General features: G+C 65.5%; 16 protein-coding genes. 7 read left to right on the top strand and 9 right to left on the bottom strand.

The features are described from left to right. The first annotated feature begins 9 nt into the window (after positions 1-9). Complete coding sequence (locus HNS34_RS09910) at positions 10-699, top strand: DNA alkylation repair protein (protein ID WP_172319909.1); 690 nt, start codon at positions 10-12, stop codon at positions 697-699. On the opposite strand, the gene smpB is transcribed toward HNS34_RS09910, so the two are convergent. The 3 genes from smpB to dapA all read right to left on the bottom strand — a co-directional run bounded on the left by smpB (position 696) and on the right by dapA (position 4,007). After that, positions 696-1,172, bottom strand: coding sequence for an SsrA-binding protein SmpB (gene smpB / locus HNS34_RS09915; RefSeq protein ID WP_172319910.1), 477 nt, complete (start codon positions 1,170-1,172; stop codon positions 696-698). The two genes, HNS34_RS09910 and smpB, sit on opposite strands and share 4 nt — an antisense overlap. A 51-nt stretch (positions 1,173-1,223) precedes the next feature. Continuing rightward, entirely contained in the window at positions 1,224-2,717 is a 1,494-nt protein-coding gene (locus HNS34_RS09920) for a calcium-binding protein (RefSeq protein ID WP_172319911.1), read from the bottom strand. 417 nt (positions 2,718-3,134) lie between these two features. Next, positions 3,135-4,007 carry a 4-hydroxy-tetrahydrodipicolinate synthase gene (dapA, locus tag HNS34_RS09925; RefSeq protein WP_172319912.1) on the bottom strand — a complete coding sequence of 291 codons (873 nt, stop codon included), beginning with the start codon at positions 4,005-4,007 and terminating at the stop codon, positions 3,135-3,137. A gap of 145 nt (positions 4,008-4,152) precedes the next feature. Between dapA and HNS34_RS09930 the strand changes: the two genes are divergently transcribed. Continuing rightward, positions 4,153-6,090: a lytic transglycosylase domain-containing protein gene (locus HNS34_RS09930; RefSeq protein WP_172319913.1), complete on the top strand. Its 1,938-nt coding sequence runs from the start codon at positions 4,153-4,155 to the stop codon at positions 6,088-6,090. On the opposite strand, the gene HNS34_RS09935 is transcribed toward HNS34_RS09930, so the two are convergent. Continuing rightward, positions 6,087-6,950 carry a DMT family transporter gene (locus HNS34_RS09935; RefSeq protein ID WP_172319914.1) on the bottom strand — a complete coding sequence of 288 codons (864 nt, stop codon included), beginning with the start codon at positions 6,948-6,950 and terminating at the stop codon, positions 6,087-6,089. The genes HNS34_RS09930 and HNS34_RS09935 overlap by 4 nt on opposite strands. Next, on the bottom strand, positions 6,940-7,623 hold the full coding sequence (gene mnmD, locus HNS34_RS09940) for a tRNA (5-methylaminomethyl-2-thiouridine)(34)-methyltransferase MnmC2 (RefSeq protein WP_235952684.1): 684 nt from the start codon (positions 7,621-7,623) through the stop codon (positions 6,940-6,942). The genes HNS34_RS09935 and mnmD overlap by 11 nt, the downstream gene beginning before the upstream one ends. 10 nt (positions 7,624-7,633) lie before the next feature. On the opposite strand from mnmD, the gene HNS34_RS09945 reads away from it, so the two are divergent. Beyond that, positions 7,634-8,710 (top strand): NAD(P)/FAD-dependent oxidoreductase, encoded by a 1,077-nt coding sequence (locus HNS34_RS09945; protein ID WP_235952685.1) that lies wholly within the window; start codon positions 7,634-7,636, stop codon positions 8,708-8,710. On the opposite strand, the gene HNS34_RS09950 is transcribed toward HNS34_RS09945, so the two are convergent. Then, the gene (locus tag HNS34_RS09950) at positions 8,707-9,249 is read right to left on the bottom strand and encodes an NADPH-dependent FMN reductase (protein WP_172319917.1); all 543 of its coding nucleotides are present in this window, start codon (positions 9,247-9,249) and stop codon (positions 8,707-8,709) included. The two genes, HNS34_RS09945 and HNS34_RS09950, sit on opposite strands and share 4 nt — an antisense overlap. A gap of 93 nt (positions 9,250-9,342) precedes the next feature. Next, positions 9,343-10,716: a mechanosensitive ion channel family protein gene (locus HNS34_RS09955; RefSeq protein ID WP_172319918.1), complete on the bottom strand. Its 1,374-nt coding sequence runs from the start codon at positions 10,714-10,716 to the stop codon at positions 9,343-9,345. Positions 10,717-10,961: 245 nt separating this feature from the next. On the opposite strand from HNS34_RS09955, the gene leuC reads away from it, so the two are divergent. The 4 genes from leuC (at position 10,962) to HNS34_RS09975 (ending at position 15,072) form a co-directional block, all read left to right on the top strand. Next, positions 10,962-12,365: a 3-isopropylmalate dehydratase large subunit gene (gene leuC / locus HNS34_RS09960; protein ID WP_172319919.1), complete on the top strand. Its 1,404-nt coding sequence runs from the start codon at positions 10,962-10,964 to the stop codon at positions 12,363-12,365. 67 nt (positions 12,366-12,432) lie between these two features. Beyond that, positions 12,433-12,951, top strand: coding sequence for an HdeD family acid-resistance protein (locus HNS34_RS09965; RefSeq protein WP_172319920.1), 519 nt, complete (start codon positions 12,433-12,435; stop codon positions 12,949-12,951). 89 nt (positions 12,952-13,040) lie between these two features. Beyond that, positions 13,041-13,520: an NUDIX hydrolase gene (locus tag HNS34_RS09970; protein ID WP_172319921.1), complete on the top strand. Its 480-nt coding sequence runs from the start codon at positions 13,041-13,043 to the stop codon at positions 13,518-13,520. 88 nt (positions 13,521-13,608) lie between these two features. Further along, the gene (locus HNS34_RS09975) at positions 13,609-15,072 is read left to right on the top strand and encodes an inorganic phosphate transporter (RefSeq protein WP_172319922.1); all 1,464 of its coding nucleotides are present in this window, start codon (positions 13,609-13,611) and stop codon (positions 15,070-15,072) included. Here HNS34_RS09975 and HNS34_RS09980 read toward each other — a convergent pair. Then, a complete protein-coding gene (locus tag HNS34_RS09980; RefSeq protein ID WP_172319923.1) occupies positions 15,052-16,623 on the bottom strand; it encodes an AMP-binding protein in 1,572 nt (523 codons plus the stop codon). The genes HNS34_RS09975 and HNS34_RS09980 overlap by 21 nt on opposite strands. A gap of 54 nt (positions 16,624-16,677) precedes the next feature. Then, positions 16,678-17,760 (bottom strand): HupE/UreJ family protein, encoded by a 1,083-nt coding sequence (locus tag HNS34_RS09985; RefSeq protein ID WP_328700505.1) that lies wholly within the window; start codon positions 17,758-17,760, stop codon positions 16,678-16,680. Positions 17,761-17,808 lie beyond the last annotated feature (48 nt).

Genomic DNA, 17,808 nt, shown 5'->3' on the forward strand with positions numbered 1-17,808 from the left:
TGACATCCCATGACCCATGCAGACGTCATCGCCGCGCTCAAGGCCGCTGCCGACCCGGACGAGATACCTGGCGTGGCCCGGTTCTATAGCGGCGATCTTCCCGACACCGTCATCATCGGCGTGCCGCATCCGCTGATATTCAAGCTGGCCAAACCCTTCACCGATCTGCCGATCCCCGAGATCGAGCCCCTGCTGGACGATCCGCGCTACGAATTGCGCATGGCCGCGGTGAGCATCATGGATTTCAAGGCCGCCAGGCCGAAACTGCCGGAGGAGGACCGAAAGGCGCTGTTCGATCTCTACATCCGCCGCCATGACCGGATCGACAACTGGGATCTTGTCGATCGCGCTGCGCCCAGGGTTCTGGGCCAGTGGCTTGTCGACCGGGACCGCTCTGTCCTTGACGATCTCGCCCTGTCGGACCGACCGATGCAGCGGCGCAGCGCCATCGTCGCGAGTTTCGCCTTCCTGCGCCTCGGCCAGACCGAGGATACCTTCCGCATCGCCGGGCTTCTGGCGGGCGATCCGCACCCCTACGTGCAAAAGGCGGTTGGGTCATGGCTGCGCGAGGCGGGCAAGCATGACGAGGCGGCGCTTGTCGCCTTCCTGCGGGCCTATCGCGACGTGTTGCCGAAACCGACGCGCCGGGCGGCGACCGCGAAACTGCCGGCCGAATACCAGGCCGAATTGCGTGGCTAGCCCCGGTCGCGCAGGAGCCGCGCCTTCTGCCGCTGCCAGTCCCGCTTGGCCTCGGTCGCGCGCTTGTCCTGGTTTTTCTTGCCCTTGGCGATGCCGATCTTCAGCTTCACCAGACCGCGGTGGTTGAAATACATGACCAGCGGCACCAGCGTCATGCCCTGCCTTTGCGTCGCGTTCCACAGCTTCGTCATTTCCTTTCGGCTGACCAGCAGCTTGCGGCGGCGGCGTTCGTCATGGCCGAAGGTCTTGGCCTGCGCATAGGGCGCGACATAGGAGTTCACCAGCCACAACTCCCCCTCCTCGACCGCGGCATAGCTCTCGGCGATGTTCGAGCCGCCCTGCCGCATCGACTTGACCTCGGATCCCTCCAGAATGATGCCAACTTCGAGGTCTTCCTCGATGGCATAATCATATCGCGCGCGCCGGTTTTCGGCGATCACCTTGTAATTCGGGTCTGAGGCTTTCTTGTTCATGACCTGCCCCATGTAGGGGGCAGGCCACCCACTGTCCAGTTGCGGCGCGGATCAGAGCAGGAAATCATCCGCGCTCAGGCTGACGGTGTCCTGCACCACCAGCTGCATGTCCGCGCTTCCGTCGCCATCGACGTCGATCTGCACGATGGCATGGCCGGCCCCGTTCACGGTATAGGCCACGCTGGCCCCCGTGCCGCTCAGACCCCCGGTACCCTCGAAGGTGAAGGCCGGGTCGCTCAGCTCCGACAGGTCGATCCGGTCGATACCGGTCTCGAAGTCGCGGATCACGTCGCGCAAGGCCCCGAAGCCGCTGTCGGTCACCGCCTCGAAGACGAAGACATCCGACCCCGCCCCGCCGAGCATCACGTCGCGGCCAGAGCCGCCGATCAGCACGTCATTGCCGCTGCCGCCCCGCAGCACGTCGTCGTTGGATTGCCCCATCAGCGTGTCGTCGCCGGCATCGCCGAAGAGCACATCGTTATCCGAACCGCCAAGGAGCTGGTCGTCGCCATTATCGCCGCGCAGCGTGTCATTGCCGTCGAGCCCCGTCAGCGCGTTGTCGCCCTTGTTGCCCTGGATCAGGTTGGCACCATCGTCGCCGGTCGCGTCGAGTCCCTCCGACCCCCGCTGCACGATCCGCTCGATCCCGCCGCCCGAGACAAAATCCGCCCGCGCAACGACAGTGTCGTAATCCGCGCCGCCATCTATCACCACGCCGACCTGATCGACAAAGAACGTATCGTCGCCAGCCCCGCCGTCGATGGTCCCCGTCACCGTGCCGCCAAAGCCGCGATAAGTGTCCGCGCCGGACCCCAGATTCACATCGCCGGTAATGAGGCCGGTGTTGCGGATAATGTCCTCGTCGGCACCACCCCCGTAGGCCCCAAGGACGATGCCGGAGTTGTGGAAGACGTTGCTGCCATCTCCCAGAAGAACCGCGCCGTTGACATCCCCGAAATTCCGGAAAACATCTGAACTGTCGCTATCGCCGAAATATGCAATGGCGTCTGTTGCGATGAGCGACCCGAAATTGTCGAACCTGACCGTGTCGCTGACATCGTATGAAGAAATCTGCACCGCAGTATAGCCGGTAATGGTTCCGTAATTCGCCGATCGCAGATCGCCTGACGCCATACGGACACCCGGACCAAACAGGCTGAACCCGGTAATGGTTCCGTAGTTGAAGAGTTGCACGACCGTGTCAACGGCGGAGCCGGATACACCTACGACCCCTGTAATCTCCCCATGATTCTCCAGCCTGAAGCTGCCCGTGTTCAATGAAAGTCCATTAGACCCGGCGTGAACCGTGCCGCTTTCAGCGATATAGATCCGACTGCTCGCGGACGCGCTGGACCCTTCGATATGGACCCCGTCTGTCCCGGCCGCGACAAACCCGTGGATTGCAAGGTCGATGCGGTCGACCGAGAGCCCGCTGATCGCGTTACCCGCGCTGACCCCCAGTGTTTCGGTCGGCAGCATCAGGTAGTCGAAATTACTGGTAAGATTGATCGTCGCGGCACCGGAGTTGATGAACGTAAGGGGCATTGAGCTATCCTTTGTCATGCGAAAATGCATGCCGGTCAGGATAGGCTCATTCCAGTTTCAGTCAAAAGATAGTTAACGCCTTTAGAGCACGAAATCATTCGCCGTCAGCAGCCCGGTATTGGCCACCACGATCTGCATGTCTTGCGTCCCGTCGCCATCCACGTCGATGCGCGTCATCGCGAACAGCGGTGCCTGCCGACTTGTTCAGGCACGCATTGAACAGGTCGGCGATGCAGCCCGAGCCCCTCGCATGAACCTCGGAAAGGTTAACGGGCCGTCAGGAAATAGCCACTTGATTCGGTCCGGCTGAAAAAGTGACACATGCGCCAAGAATAGGTGACACTCTTGTCAAGAAAATCGCCCGCCAAACCTGTTGGGGCCTGACGGGCGTGGAGGATTTCGCCGAATTCTGCGCCTCTAATGGATCAGTCCGGCATGGCGCATGGCCATGTGCAGCGCCTCTTTCGTCACATCCGAGACCGGCAGCAGCGGCAGGCGCACATCCTCGCGGCACATCCCCAGCATCGCCAGCCCGGCCTTGGCACCTGACACGCCCGGTTCCAGGAAGATCGCCTCATGCAGCGGCATCAGTTTATCCTGGTATTCCAGCGCCTTGGCATAGTCACCTGCCAGCGTCGCGGCCTGGAACTCGGCGCAGAGGCGCGGCGCGACATTGGCGGTGACGGAGATGCACCCCACCCCGCCATGCGCGTTGAATCCGAGGGCAGAGGCATCCTCGCCCGACAGCTGCACGAAATCGGTGCCGCAGGTGATGCGCTGCTTTGAGACGCGGGTAATATCCGCCGTGGCGTCCTTGACTCCCACGATATTGGGCAGTTTCGCCAGTTTTCCCATGGTTTCCGGCGTCATATCCACCACCGACCGGGGCGGGATATTGTAGATGTAGATCGGCAGGCCGACCTCGTTCACGGCGGCGAAATGGGCACACATGCCCGCTTGCGTGGGCTTGTTGTAATAGGGCGTCACCACCAGCGCGGCATCGGCGCCGACATCCTTGGCATATTGGACAAAGCGCAGCGCCTCCTCGGTGTTGTTCGACCCTGCCCCCGCCATCACCGGAACGCGGCCGCCCGCTGCCTCGACCACGGCGCGGATCACCTCTTCATGCTCGCGATGCGTGACCGTGGGGCTTTCGCCCGTGGTGCCGACCGGTACGATCCCGCTGCTGCCTTCCGCGATATGCCAGTCGACAAGTTTTTTCAGCGCGTCGAAATCCACTGCACCGTCCTTGAACGGCGTGACCAGGGCGGGCATCGAGCCTTTGAACATAACACGCTTCCTTATCTCAGGGTTGGGCCGGGATCGGCGAAATAACGCGGGTCTTGCCACCGCAGGGCTGCTATTGCCAAGTTCGTGAGTTGCAAGCAAGTCCCCAGGCACTATCCTCTGGCCGGTGTTCTGCAAGGTGGTGCCAATGAGACGTATCCTTTTCGCCCTGATCCTCGGCCTCTCGCCCCTGCCCGCCACGGCCTCGCCCGAGGCGCTGGCGGAGGCGTTGGAGGCGCTATCGGCGCGCGACTATGCCGCCGCGGCTGCCGCGCAAGCGCGGATCGACGATCCCGCCGCCGCCCATGTCGTGACATGGACCCGCCTGCGACAGGGGCGCGGCGAGCTTGCCGAGTATATCGAGTTCATCGAGGATCATGCCGATTGGCCCGGAATGCCCTACCTGATGCAGCGCGGCGAGGAGAACATCCCCGAAGGCACCGACCCCGCCACCGTGATCGCCTATTTCGACGTCGAGCAGCCGCAGACCGGCACCGGGTCGCTACGCCTGGCAGCCGCGCTATGGGAGACCGACCAGCGCGACGCCGCCATGGCCGAAGCACGCCGGGCCTGGACGACGATGTCGCTCAGTGAGGCCGAACATGATCAGTTCATGGTCGACTGGCCCCGAACGCTCGCCACCTATCACGAGGCGCGGCTGGATCACCTGCTGTGGGAGTATGAGCCCGAACAGGCCCGCCGCATGTATCCTCTCGTCGGCGACGGATGGGAACGTCTGGCCGAGGCACGGCTGGCCCTGCGCGCGCGGCGCGGCGGCGTTGACGACCTGGTCGCGGCGGTCCCCGCCGATCTGCGCGACCATCCCGGCCTCAATTTCGAGCGGTTCATCTGGCGGATGCGCGAGGGCCTGACCGACAGCGCGCAGGAATTGATCGATGCCACCTCCACCTCCGCCGAAGCGCTTGGCCACCCCGAGGAATGGTCCAACCGCCGCCGCCAGTTGGCACGCGAGTTGATGCGGTCGGGTGACCTTGACGGCGCCTATCACGTCGCCGCCAACCATCACATGGAGATCGGCGACGACGATTCCGATTATGCCGACCTGGAGTGGATCGCGGGCTATACCGCCCTGCGCCTCGGTCGCTACGACACCGCGCTGCAACATTTCAACAATTTCCGCGCGGTCGTGGTCTCGCCCATCTCGGTCGGACGCGCGGGCTACTGGATCGGGCGCACCTACGAGGCGGCGGGCAATGCCGAAGGGGCGGCCCTGGGCTATGCGCTCGGCGCGCAGTATCAAAGCAGTTTCTACGGGCAGCTGGCCGCCGAACGCGGCGGGATCGCGGCGGATCGCGCGTTCCTGGGGCAGGAGGATTTCGGAAACTGGCGGGACTCGGATTTCGTCGATGACGACGTGTTCCGGGCGGCCATGGCGCTTTTCGAGGCCGACGAGATCGGCCTGGCCTCACGGTTCTGGACCCACCTGACCGAGAGCCTCAGCCGCCAGGATGCGGGCCGCCTCGGCGACATGGCGCTGGAGCTTGGCAGCCCGCATATCGCGCTGCGCATCGCCAAGCGCGCGGCGCAGAACGGGCACGAGATCATGCGCGCCTATTACCCGATCTATCCCGACCTCGTCGAGGCCGACCTGCCGGTTTCGGCCCGCCTGACCCTCTCCATCGCGCGGCGCGAGTCCGAGTTCAATCCCGCAGTCATCAGCGGCGCGGGCGCGGTCGGGCTGATGCAGGTGATGCCCGGCACGGGCCGCCAGATGGCGGCGCGGCTCAATGTCGGTTTCAGTGAATCGCGGCTCTTCAGCGATGCGGGCTATAATGCCGTGCTTGGTGCGGGCTACCTCGACTACCTGATCGAGGAGTTCGGCCCCAACCCGGTCCTCATCGCCTCGGCCTATAACGCGGGGCCGTCCCGCGCGATCCGCTGGTCCGAGGAAAACGGCGATCCCTGGGATCCGGAGGTCGATATCGTCGACTGGATCGAGGGAATTCCCTTCCGCGAGACGCGCAACTACGTGATGCGGGTGACCGAGAGCATGTTGATCTACGACGCGCATCTGTCGGGCGAGATGCCGGACCAGACGCTGATGCAACTGCTCAGGCAGCGTTAGCGCGCGCGCCGTTCGCGCCAGAAGGTGAAGAGGCCCGCCCCGACAACGATCGCCGCGCCGAGCATCACGGGCCATTCCACCACCTCGCCGAACACGGTCACGGCCAGGATCGAGACGAAGACAAGCTGGAAATAGGCAAAGGGCTGCACCGCGCTGGCCTCGGCCACCTCGTAGGTCTTGATCAGCAGGTAATGGCCAAGCGCGCCGGTCAGGCACAAAAGACCCATCCAGCCCCAATCGGGCCGTGCCATCGGCTCCCAGAACCAGACCCCGATCAGGGTCGCAGCGACGGCCCCCACGGTGCCGGTCCAGAAGAAGCTGGTCATCGCCGGATCCTTGCGTGCCGCGAACCGCGTCAGCAGCCCGTAAAGCGCGAACATCGCGGCGGCCAGCAGCGGGATCAGCGCGGTGAGTGAGAACACGGCCGCGCCGGGGCGCAGAATGATCAGAATACCGATCATGCCGACCCCGATCGCCGCCCATCTGCGCCAGCCGACGGTTTCCCCCAGGACGGGACCGGAAAGCGCCGCGATGATCAGCGGGTAGGAGGTAAAGATGGCGTGGGATTCGACGAGGCCGAGCAGCACGAAGCTGAGCACGGTCACCATGATCTCCAGCACCAGCAGCACGGCACGGAAGCTCTGGAGGAGCCATTGTGGGCTGGCCATGGCGCGGCGCAGCCCGCCGGGTTTGCGCGCGACCAGCGCGGTGACGAAGAGGGCGAAGAACCAGTAGCGGATCATCACCACCATGTAGACGTTGTATTCCCCCGCCAGGTGGCGCGAGATCCCGTCCTGTGCGGCGAACACCGCCGTCGTGGCGATCATCAGGGCGATGCCCAATCGCGTGTCATTGCCCATCGTTCAGCCGCCCCACGCTCATGTGTCGCTTGCGGCCATAGCCCGGCACGCGGGCCACGTCGAACCCGGCAGCGACAAGGCCGCGTCGGACATGGCCGGCCGCCGTGTAGGTGGCGAATGTGCCGGCGGGCGCCGTGTGCCTGCCGACCTCGGCCAGCAGGCCGGGCTGCCACAGTTCGGGATTCTTGGCCGGCGAAAACCCGTCGAGGAACCACGCATCGGCGCGCCCCTCCCAACCGGGCAGAGTCTGGCGGGCGTCGCCCAGGACCAGGCGAAGCTCCAGATCAGGGCGCATCAGGGGCGTCGCGGGATCGGCCAGCGCCTCGGCGACAATATCCGCAAAAGGCACGGCCTCGGGGAACCCCGCCAGCGCCCGCGCGGCGTCCTCGGGGGCCATCGGGAAGGCTTCGAAACTGGTAAACCGCAGCGGGCCGTGGGTGCCCGCCGCCTGCCACGCCCGCAAGGCCGCGATCAGGTTCAACCCGGTGCCAAAGCCAAGCTCGGCGATGTGGAACCCCGGCTGAAATCGGGCGGGCAGGTCATTGCCGTCAAGGAACACGTGGCAGGTCTCGGCCAGACCGTCCTCCAGCGAGTAATAGGGATCGTCGAAACGCACCGAGACCGGCACGCCCTGCTCACCCCACATCACGCTGTCTGTCTGGTCCCGCTCCATATCCTGCCCTATGAAGGCTGCGCATGACTTCGGCAAGTGGGGCGCGATGGTGGATGTGACGATCAGGGGGGCCGGGATCTTTGGCCTGTCCATTGCATGGGCCTGTGTCGCGCGCGGCGCAAGGGTGCGCGTGATCGACCCCGGCGGGGTGGGGGCGGGGGCCTCGGGCGGCCTCGTCGGTGCGCTGGCCCCGCATACGCCGGAACGCTGGAACGACAAGAAGGCGCTGCAATTCGAGAGTTTGGAGAGGGCCGAGATGTTCTGGGCCGAGGTGCGGGAGACCGGCGGCCATGACCCCCACTATGCCCGCACGGGCCGCATCCAGCCGGTCGGCGCGCTGGACCTGGCGACGGAGCGCGGGCGCAACGCGGAAGAATTGTGGCAGGGCCGATACGACTGGCGCGTGGTGCCGGTCGAAAATTTCGCCCCTTTCGCGCCGCTGACCACGTCGGGCCTCGTGATCCACGACACCCTGACCGCCCGCGTGCATCCGCGTAAAGCAACGCAGGCGCTGGCCGCCGCGCTGCGGGCGCGCGGGGTGGAGGTGGTGCCGGACGGGCGGGAAGAGGGCGCGGTGATCCATGCCACCGGGGTCGCGGGGCTGGAGGCGCTCAATACCGATCAGGAGGCCCGCGTCGGCACCCCGGTCAAGGGACAGGCCGCGCTGCTGGAGTTCGACGCACGGGACGCGCCGCAGATCTTCGTCGATGGGCTGCACGTCGTGCCACATGGCGACGGGACCACGGCAATCGGATCGACCACCGAGATCGAATTCACCGACCCCGCCCGCTGCGATGGCGGCCTCGATGACATCCTTGGGCGCATCATCCGGCTGGTCCCTGCCCTGCGTGACATCACGGTATTGGAGAGGTGGGCCGGTTTGCGTCCCCGCGCCCGGTCGCGCGCGCCAATGCTTGGGGGTTGGCCCGACAGGCCGGGTCAATTCATCGCCAATGGCGGTTTCAAGATCGGCTTCGGCATGGCGCCCGTGGTGGCCGAGATGATGGCCGATCTGGTGCTGGAGGGGCGCGATACGATCCCCGAGACCTTCCGGGTCGCCGCGTCGCTGCCGAAATCGCGCCGCTAACCCAACCTCGCCTCGGCCCGCAGCCCGTCCATCAGGTCCTGCAATGCCTTGAGGTAACGCTCATTGGTCAGCCGCCCCTCGGCGTCGAACTCACGCGCGGCCCCGCCGACCAGAACCTCCGGCCCGACCAGCAGACGGGGCCGGAACGGGTTGAGCGACAGGCGCATGATCCACTGCGTCCGCTCGCCGCCCGCGCGCCCGCCCGTGGCCGACATCAGGGCGACGGGCTTGTCCAGCCACGGGTTCGGCCTGGTCCGGCTGACCCAGTCCAGCGCGTTCTTCAGAACACCCGAGATCGACTTGTTGTATTCGGGGCCCGCGATGATCACCGCATCCGCCGCCGCGATCTGTTCGGCGTGGCGCGTGACCGCCTCGGGGATGCCCTCCTCCTCCAGATCGCCATCGTAGAGCGGCAGGCGCAGATCGGCATAGGTGACCTTTTCGGGGTCGAAGAGGCGCACGGCCTCGCGCATCAGCTTGGTGTTGAGCGATGCCGCCCTGAGCGACCCGGACATTCCCAGAACATGACCCTGTGCCATTCGCGCGGCCCCTTTCCTTCGATTGCCCTTCGCAGATAGCGCGCGGGCCCGCCCCGGCAAAGAGGCGGCACCGCACACGGCCTGTGCGGGCTGTCAGTCGGCAGGGGCTTCGTCCGGTGTCTCCGCATCCGCCGCCTCGCCCAACATGCGCACTTCGCGCTGCGGGAAGGGGATCGAGATGCCGTTCTCCTGAAAACTGTCCCACAGCGCCAGGAACACGTTGCCGCGGATATTGGTCAGCCCGCCGGTCGGATCGAGGATCCAGAACCGCAGCACGTAATCGACGCTGCTGTCGCCGAAGCCCACGATATGGCAGACCGGCGCGCGGCTGGACAACACCCGGTCCACCGACCTTGCCGCCTCGATCGCCAGTTTGCGCACCTTGTGGGGATCGTCGGCATAGGCGGTGCCGAAATTGATATCCAGCCGCACGAACTGGTTGGAATGAGACCAGTTGACCACCTGGCTGGTGATCAGATCCTCGTTCGGGATGAGGTATTCCTTGCCGTCACGGGTGACCACGCTGGCATAGCGCGCGCCAAGCGTCTCGATCCAGCCGAACGTGTCGCCAAGCGAGATCACGTCGCCCGGCTTGATCGACTTGTCGAGCAGGATGATGATGCCCGAGACGAGGTTCGAGACCACTTTTTGCAGGCCGAAACCAAGCCCGACACCGATGGCGCCCGACAGGAACGCCAGCCCGGTCAGGTCGACGCCGACGGCCTTGAGCCCGATATAGAGACCGGTGCCGTAAAGCACGACCTGCACGGCCTTGACGACGAGAACCCGCATCGAGGGCGAGATGTCCTCGTTGCGCTGGATCCGCGACGAGGTGGTGCGCGACAGGAACCGGGCGGCGACCATCAGCGCGGTGACGATCAGGATGCCTTGCAACACCAGCAGCAGGGACAGGCGGAACTCGCCCAGGCTGAAGCCGATGCTGTCGAGGATGGCGGCGGCATCATCCTCCAGATCGAGGATCAGCAGCGTGACATAGGCCCATGCGCCATAGCGCAGCAGGCTGCGGATGACGGGGGAGTGAATCAGCCGGGTGACGAAGGTCACGATCAGCCAAGCGGTGGCCAGCTGCGCGATGATGATCAGCAGGTAGGACCGGCTTGGCCAGGTGAACTCCTGCATCCCGAAGACGAGCGGCCAGATCAAGAGGACGAAGAAGATGCCCCGCAGTCGGCGATGGATGACCACAAGGATGCGCATCCGCCATTTCGGCCAGCCCTCGCGCGAGGCCATCCAGGCGCGGATGCGGGGGCCCAGGACGCGGCGCAGGAGATGCGCCAGCAGGAACAGCCCCGCGGCGATGCTGATCTGGTAGAAATTCCACGGCCTGAGCAGGTTGGCCAGCAGATCCTGCCCCTCGGCCAGCAGGCGGGTGCCGATATCGACGGCATCTTCCAGCTGCAATGTGTCGGGCAGGATACCGCCCGGTGGGGTCGTCTCTTCTTCCATTCACCTATCCGCTTGTGCTGCGATCCATAGTGGCGGCTTGCGCGGAAGGGGGCAAGCACCGTTGAGCCCGCTTGATGCGACCGGGCCATGGGTGTATCTGCCGGGGCATGACACGGATTTTCGACATGGATGACCGCACGCGCCTGCCCTGGCGGTTCCACCGTCTCAGCGCGGCGGGTCTGACGGGCGGCTGACGCCCGCATCGCCCGCGCCCCATCCATCGACCCGATTTGAGAGACCCTAAAATGACCGGCAAGACACTCTACGACAAGATCTGGGATGCCCACCTGGCCCATGAGGCCGAGGACGGCACCTGCCTGCTCTATATCGACCGCCACCTGGTGCATGAAGTCACCTCGCCGCAGGCCTTCGAGGGGCTGCGCATGACCGGCCGCACCGTGCGCGCGCCCGACAAGACCATCGCCGTGCCGGACCACAACGTGCCCACCACGCTGGACCGGGTGAACGGCATCACCAACGAGGAAAGCCGCATCCAGGTCGAGGCGCTGGACCGCAACGCGCGCGAGACCGGTATTCACTACTACCCTGTCTCGGACGTGCGCCAGGGCATCGTGCATATCGTCGGCCCGGAGCAGGGCTGGACCCTGCCTGGCATGACCGTGGTCTGCGGCGACAGCCACACCGCCACGCATGGGGCGTTCGGCGCGCTGGCGCATGGCATCGGCACCTCTGAGGTCGAGCATGTGCTGGCCACGCAGACGCTGATCCAGCGCAAGGGCAAGAACATGAAGGTGGAAATCACCGGCAAGCTGGCGCCGGGCGTGACCGCCAAGGACATCACCCTGTCCGTCATCGGCAAGACCGGCACGGCGGGCGGCACCGGCTATGTCATCGAGTATTGCGGCGAGGCGATCCGCGACCTGTCGATGGAGGGGCGCATGACCGTCTGCAACATGGCCATCGAGGGCGGCGCGCGCGCCGGTCTGATCGCGCCGGACGAGACCACCTTCGATTACGTCAAGGGCCGCCCGCATGCCCCCAAGGGCGCGCAATGGGAGGCGGCGCTGGATTGGTGGAAGACGCTGAAATCCGACGAGGATGCGCAGTGGGACAAGGTGGTCACCATCGACGCCGCCGATATCGCGCCGGTCGTGACCTGGGGCACCAGCCCCGAAGACGTTCTGCCGATCACCGCCGATGTGCCGGACCCCGCCAGCTTCAAGGGCGGCAAGGTCGACGCGGTCAAGCGGTCGCTGGACTATATGGGCCTGAAACCGGGCCAGAAGCTGAGCGATGTGGAGATCGACACGGTCTTCATCGGCTCCTGCACCAATGGCCGGATCGAGGATCTGCGCGCGGCGGCCGAAATCCTGAAGGGCAAGAAGATCAAGGAGGGTCTGCGCGCCATGGTCGTGCCGGGCTCAGGCCTTGTCCGGGCGCAGGCCGAAGAGGAAGGGCTGGCCGATATCTTCAAGGAGGCCGGGTTCGAATGGCGCCTTGCGGGTTGCTCCATGTGCCTCGCGATGAACCCCGACCAACTGGCCCCCGGCGAACGCTGCGCGGCCACCTCGAACCGCAATTTCGAGGGCCGCCAGGGCCGGGGCGGACGCACCCACCTGATGAGCCCCGGCATGGCGGCGGCGGCGGCGGTGACCGGCAAGCTGACGGATGTGCGTGAGATGATGTGAGTTTGCGGTGGGTGATCCCGGCCCCTGGGGCCCGGAACCACCCACCCTGCGGCAGAGGGGCGAGGGCATGGGCAACTGGGGCAGCTGGATCGTCATCGGGCTTTTGCTGATCGCGGGCGGGGGGCTGGCGCTGGCCAATCCCTTCGCGGCCTCTCTTGCGGTCGAATTGCTGGTCGGCTGGATCTTCCTGATCGCGGGCGTGGTCCAGCTTTACGCGGCCTTCCGGTCCGAGGGCGATTTCGGCCTACGGCTCGGGCTCGGGCTCTGGGGGCTGCTGGTGCTGGTGATCGGCGTGTCGCTGGTCGCCGATCCGCTGGCCGGGCTGGTCACGCTGACCTTCCTGCTTGGCATCGTCTTCACCGTCTCGGGCCTGTTGCGGCTTGCCCTGGCCTGGGGTGCCCGCAACAGCCGCATCTACTGGGTCTTGCTGCTGTCGGGCGCGCTGTCGGTCCTGATCGGCATCGCGGTATTGGCCAATTTCCAGCAGGCGGCAACGGCCCTTCTGGGGATCGTGCTGGCGGTGGAGCTGATCTCGAACGGCATCGGCGCGGTCGCCTACGGGCTTGCCTTGCGGGATCGCTCCTGACCCGGTAACCATTGCCAGAATTGCATTTCCCCAAATTATCCGTTAGAACAAACAGATAACAAAAAGCACATCGCGGCAGGATAAGAAAAATGACAAACTATGCACGCTCCGCATGGCGGGAGCTGATTTCACCGCTATTCCGCAGACCCTCGCTCGTTCAACTGGCCGGTCTGTGCCATCGCACCGGCCCCGACGGGCTGGAGGTTCTGCTTGTCCGGTCCTCGCGCGGGCGCTGGATCCTGCCCAAGGGCTGGCCTATCGAGGGGCTTGGCGGGGCGGAGACCGCGTTGCAGGAGGCCTGGGAAGAGGGGGGCGTCAGCGATGGCAAACCCGCGAAGCGCGCGCTTGGGCATTTCCAGACCGTCAAGCGCGACGATCACGGGGCCGAAATGCGCTGCGAGACGCATGTCTACCCGATCGAGGTGCGCGAAACGCAGCCCGATTTCCCCGAATCCGATCAGCGCGATCCGACATGGGTCAGCATCAACACCGCCATCGGCATGGTCGAGGAGCGTGGCCTCAAGGACATTCTCGCGGAATTTGCCGAGGCGAAGGCCGACAGAAGTTGATCTTGGCGGCAGCGCCCTCTAGGCCCTGCCGGAACTGAGTCAACTGGAGGACCGGTCGCCATCGGCGCGGCCAGTCGCGAAGGAGCCGATGGCGCAAGATCCCCTGAACAACCAATGGCGCACCCTGGACAAGGATCTGGGGCGCATCAGCCAGTTGGAATACGCGACGCAATATGTCTCGCGCCCCATGGTCGGGCTTGGCATCGCGCTGGCCTTCGTGGTGATCGTGGGGATCGCCGTCACCATCTTCCTGGGCACCCAGACACCCTCGCCCATCATCATCGCCGCCGCCGTGTTGGGCGCCTATATGGCGATCAATATCGGCGCCAATGACGTTGCCAACAACATGGGGCCGGCGGTCGGGGCCAATGCGCTGACCATGGGGGGCGCCATCGTGATCGCGGCGCTCTTCGAAAGCGCGGGGGCGCTGCTGGCGGGGGGCGACGTGGTCTCGACCATCTCCAAGGGCATCATCGACCCCGAAAGCGTCGCCGACACGCAGGTCTTCATCTGGGCTATGATGGCCGCACTCATGTCCTCGGCACTGTGGGTCAACCTGGCCACCTGGGTCGGCGCGCCGGTCTCGACCACCCACGCGGTGGTGGGAGGTGTCATGGGCGCAGGCATTGCGGCGGCGGGGTTTGCCGCGGTGAACTGGGCCACGATGGGGGCCATCGCGGCCTCCTGGGTGATCTCGCCCCTGCTTGGCGGCGTCGTCGCTGCCGCGTTCCTGGCCTTCATCAAGGCCTATATCATCTACCAGGACGACAAGATCGCCGCCGCCCGCCGGTGGGTGCCGGTGCTGATCGGGATCATGGCGGGCGTCTTTGCCACCTACCTGGCGATGAAGGGGCTCAAGCGGATCGTCTCGATCGACCTGGGCACGGCGCTGGTGATCGGCGCGGTCTCCTATGCCATTTCCGCCCCGATGATCCGGCGGCAATCCGAGGGGATGGAGAACCGCAACCGGTCGCTCAAGTCCCTGTTCTCGGTGCCGCTGGTGTTTTCCGCGGCACTGCTGTCCTTCGCGCATGGGGCCAATGACGTGGCCAATGCGGTCGGGCCGCTGGCGGCCATCGTCCATGCCGACCAGTTCGGCGAGTTCGCGGGCAGCGTCTCGATCCCCAACTGGGTGATGATCATCGGCGCCTTCGGCATCTCCTTCGGTCTGGTCCTGTTCGGGCCGAAACTGATCCGCATGGTCGGCAGCCAGATCACCAAGCTCAATCCGATGCGCGCCTATTGCGTGGCGCTGTCGGCGGCGATCACCGTGATCATCGCCAGCTGGTTGGGCCTGCCCGTCAGTTCCACCCATATCGCCGTGGGCGCGGTCTTCGGCGTCGGGTTCTTCCGCGAATGGCACGCGGAGCGGCGCAGCCGCAAGTTCGGCGCGGCCAAGCCCAAGCGGATCGCCGCCGAGGAACGCCGCCGCCGCAAGCTGGTGCGCCGGTCGCATTTCCTGACCATCATCGCGGCCTGGGTGATCACCGTGCCCGCCGCCGCGACCATGTCGGGGCTTATCTTCCTGGGGCTATCGGCCGTCCTGTCCTGAGGCCAGACGGTCGCGCAAGAGCCGCCGCAGGATCTTGCCCGAGGCCGATTTCGGCACTTCGTCTACAAAGATCACCCGGTCCAGATGCTTGTAATGGGCCAGCGTCTTGGCGACATGCGCCTTGATCTCGGAGCGTTTCAGCCTGGACCCCTGCGCGCGCTGCACGAAGGCCACCGGCACCTCGCCCGCCTCGTCATCGGGCGCGCCGATCACGCCCGCATCCGCGATCTCGGGGTGATCCAGCAGCCGCGCCTCAAGCTCCGCCGGCGCGACCTGGAAGCCCTTGACCTTGATCACCTCCTTCAGCCGGTCGCGGATGAAGAGGTAGCCGTCATCGTCGATCATCGCGATATCGCCGGTGCGCAGCCAGCCATCCTCGACAATGCTCTCCGCCGTCGCCTTGGCGTTGTTCAGGTAGCCGCGCATGACCTGCGGGCCCTTGACCCAAAGCTCGCCTTCCGCGTTCGGCCCCAGGTTCTTGCGCGTCTCCGGGTCCACGATCCGGCTGAGCGTGCCCGCAATGGCCTGCCCGACCGCCCCGTCGCGCGGCGCATCGGGCGACATGACATGGCTGCCGGGGCTAAGCTCGGTCATGCCATAGGCCTGCGTCACCGTGCAGCCAAGCCGCTTGTGCATGGCATTCCCAAGATCGGCCCCCATCGGTGCAGCGGCGGAGTTGATCTGTTGCAGCGAGGACAGGTCGAACTTGTCCACCAGAGGATGCTTGGCCAGCGCGATGGCGACCGGCGGCACGATGAAGACCCGTTCCGCCTTGTGCTTCTGGATCAACGCCAGGAACAGCTCGAGGTCAAAGCGCGGCATGGTGGCGAGGCGCGCCCCGGCGGCGAGGTAGACATTCACGAGGACCTGGAGCCCGTAGATGTGGAAGAAGGGCAGGAAGGCGGGCGTGATCTCGCCGGGCTGGATCTTCACCACACCGAGAAACTGATCGGTATTCACGACGAGGTTGCGGTGGCTCAGCATCACCCCCTTGGGCAGGCCGGTCGTGCCCGAGGAATAAGGCAGCACTGCGCTATGCGTGTCCAGATCGACCGGCACCTGCGCGGCCAGCGGCGCGCCCATCAGATCGGCCAGCGGGGTGGCGCCCTCGGCCTCGCCGATCACCACCAGTTCGGACACACCCGTGCCCTTGATCCCCTCGCGTGCCACATCCAGCGTCGCGGGGATGGTGATCAGCAGATCGGCCCCCGCATCCTGCAGTTGGTGGCGCAGCTCCTCCGCCGTGTAGGTCGGGTTGATCGTGGTCACGGTCGCCCCGGCATAGGTGATGCCGTGGAAGGTGCTGACAAACTCGGGGATGTTGGGGGCCATCAGCCCGATCACCTTGCCCGGCCCGATCCCGCGCGCCTTGAGGCCGCCTGCCAGCCGCTGGATCGCATCGACCAGTTGCGCGCCGGTGATCTCGCGCCCCGTCAGCCCCTCGATCAGGACGGGGGCATCCAGACGCGTCCGCACGCCCTCCAGCACACGCTCGGTAATGGTCTGATCGCGCAGGGCGATATCGCCATGCGGGCTTGTGAATACGGACATGCGGCCTCCCCAAATTCGGTTCAGCCGCAGCCTGCCACAGGTGGACGGACGCGCCTAGAGAAACACGCGCTCGACGCTCCACCAAGCGCCGATCAGCGCAATGAACAGCGAGGCCGGCACCGCGATGCGGGCGCGATACCAGCCCTTCCGCCCGAACCAGTATCCCACCAGCAGGAAGGCCGCGAAGATCACCGCAAGCTGTCCGAACTCCACCCCGATATTGAACCCGACAAGGGCCGTGATGAAGCGCGTCGGATCAATCCCGACATCGCCAAGCACGCTGGCGAAACCAAGCCCGTGCAACAGGCCGAAAGCAAAGACCAGCGCCGTGCGTGACCTGAGCGAGCCGAAGCCAAGCACGTTCTCGACGCCGACATAGACGATTGACAGCGCGATCAGCGGTTCCACCACCGAGGCCGGGACGCTGATAATCTCGAGGCTGGCCAGCGCCAGCGTGATCGTGTGCGCCAGGGTGAATGCGGTGACCTGAAACAGGATGGGCCGCAACTGCAGTGAGAAGAAGAAGAGACCGAGGACAAAGAGGATGTGGTCCAGGCCCTTGGGGACGATATGTTCGAACCCCACCACGATGTAGCGCAGGAACACCGCGCCCGCACCCTCGGTCGCGATCTCGCCACGCGGCAACGGTTCGCTCAACTCGCCACCCGCCAGGAACCCGGCATAGGCATCCTCGCCCGCATCCGCCTGCCGCACGACCAGTTCGCCATATTCTTCGGCCCACCCGAATTGCACCGGCGCATCGCCTTCGGGCAGATCGGCGCGGAAGGTGAGCGTGGAGGTGCGGGCCAGGTCGAAATTCCCGACCTCCGGCACCTCGATCCCGACGAACTCGGGCGTCAGCCGCTGGCCATCCACCACGATCATGAGGTTATCGGCCATCTGCGGCCAGAAGGCGCGCATCTCCTCGGCAAGCGCTTGCGGCTCCATCGCGCGGAACCGGTCATAGGCGCCTTCCTCGGGCGCCTCGGTGGTTTCGGTGACTTCGCTCAGGTCGATATCCGCGAGGATGGACTCGACCGCCATGCGCAATTCGATCACCACCTCCTCGGCGCTCACGGCCACGTCCGAGATACCGGGGTCGATCTCATGGGACTGCGCACCGGGGGCGACACTCACGAAAAGAAGAATTGACAGCGCCGAGATCCGGGCCAAGTTAAAGGGAAA

The organism is Alterinioella nitratireducens, assembly GCF_013155465.1.
Classification (GTDB): Bacteria; Pseudomonadota; Alphaproteobacteria; order Rhodobacterales; family Rhodobacteraceae; genus Alterinioella; species Alterinioella nitratireducens.

Bases quoted from the DNA above. Each gene is read 5' to 3' on its own strand.
- HNS34_RS09910 (WP_172319909.1), top strand. From the start codon at position 10: ATGACCCATGCAGACGTCATCGCCGCGCTCAAGGCCGCTGCCGACCCG.
- smpB (WP_172319910.1), bottom strand. From the start codon at position 1,172: ATGAACAAGAAAGCCTCAGACCCGAATTACAAGGTGATCGCCGAAAAC.
- HNS34_RS09920 (WP_172319911.1), bottom strand. From the start codon at position 2,717: ATGCCCCTTACGTTCATCAACTCCGGTGCCGCGACGATCAATCTTACC.
- dapA (WP_172319912.1), bottom strand. From the start codon at position 4,007: ATGTTCAAAGGCTCGATGCCCGCCCTGGTCACGCCGTTCAAGGACGGT.
- HNS34_RS09930 (WP_172319913.1), top strand. From the start codon at position 4,153: ATGAGACGTATCCTTTTCGCCCTGATCCTCGGCCTCTCGCCCCTGCCC.
- HNS34_RS09935 (WP_172319914.1), bottom strand. From the start codon at position 6,950: ATGGGCAATGACACGCGATTGGGCATCGCCCTGATGATCGCCACGACG.
- mnmD (WP_235952684.1), bottom strand. From the start codon at position 7,623: ATGGAGCGGGACCAGACAGACAGCGTGATGTGGGGTGAGCAGGGCGTG.
- HNS34_RS09945 (WP_235952685.1), top strand. From the start codon at position 7,634: ATGAAGGCTGCGCATGACTTCGGCAAGTGGGGCGCGATGGTGGATGTG.
- HNS34_RS09950 (WP_172319917.1), bottom strand. From the start codon at position 9,249: ATGGCACAGGGTCATGTTCTGGGAATGTCCGGGTCGCTCAGGGCGGCA.
- HNS34_RS09955 (WP_172319918.1), bottom strand. From the start codon at position 10,716: ATGGAAGAAGAGACGACCCCACCGGGCGGTATCCTGCCCGACACATTG.
- leuC (WP_172319919.1), top strand. From the start codon at position 10,962: ATGACCGGCAAGACACTCTACGACAAGATCTGGGATGCCCACCTGGCC.
- HNS34_RS09965 (WP_172319920.1), top strand. From the start codon at position 12,433: ATGGGCAACTGGGGCAGCTGGATCGTCATCGGGCTTTTGCTGATCGCG.
- HNS34_RS09970 (WP_172319921.1), top strand. From the start codon at position 13,041: ATGACAAACTATGCACGCTCCGCATGGCGGGAGCTGATTTCACCGCTA.
- HNS34_RS09975 (WP_172319922.1), top strand. From the start codon at position 13,609: ATGGCGCAAGATCCCCTGAACAACCAATGGCGCACCCTGGACAAGGAT.
- HNS34_RS09980 (WP_172319923.1), bottom strand. From the start codon at position 16,623: ATGTCCGTATTCACAAGCCCGCATGGCGATATCGCCCTGCGCGATCAG.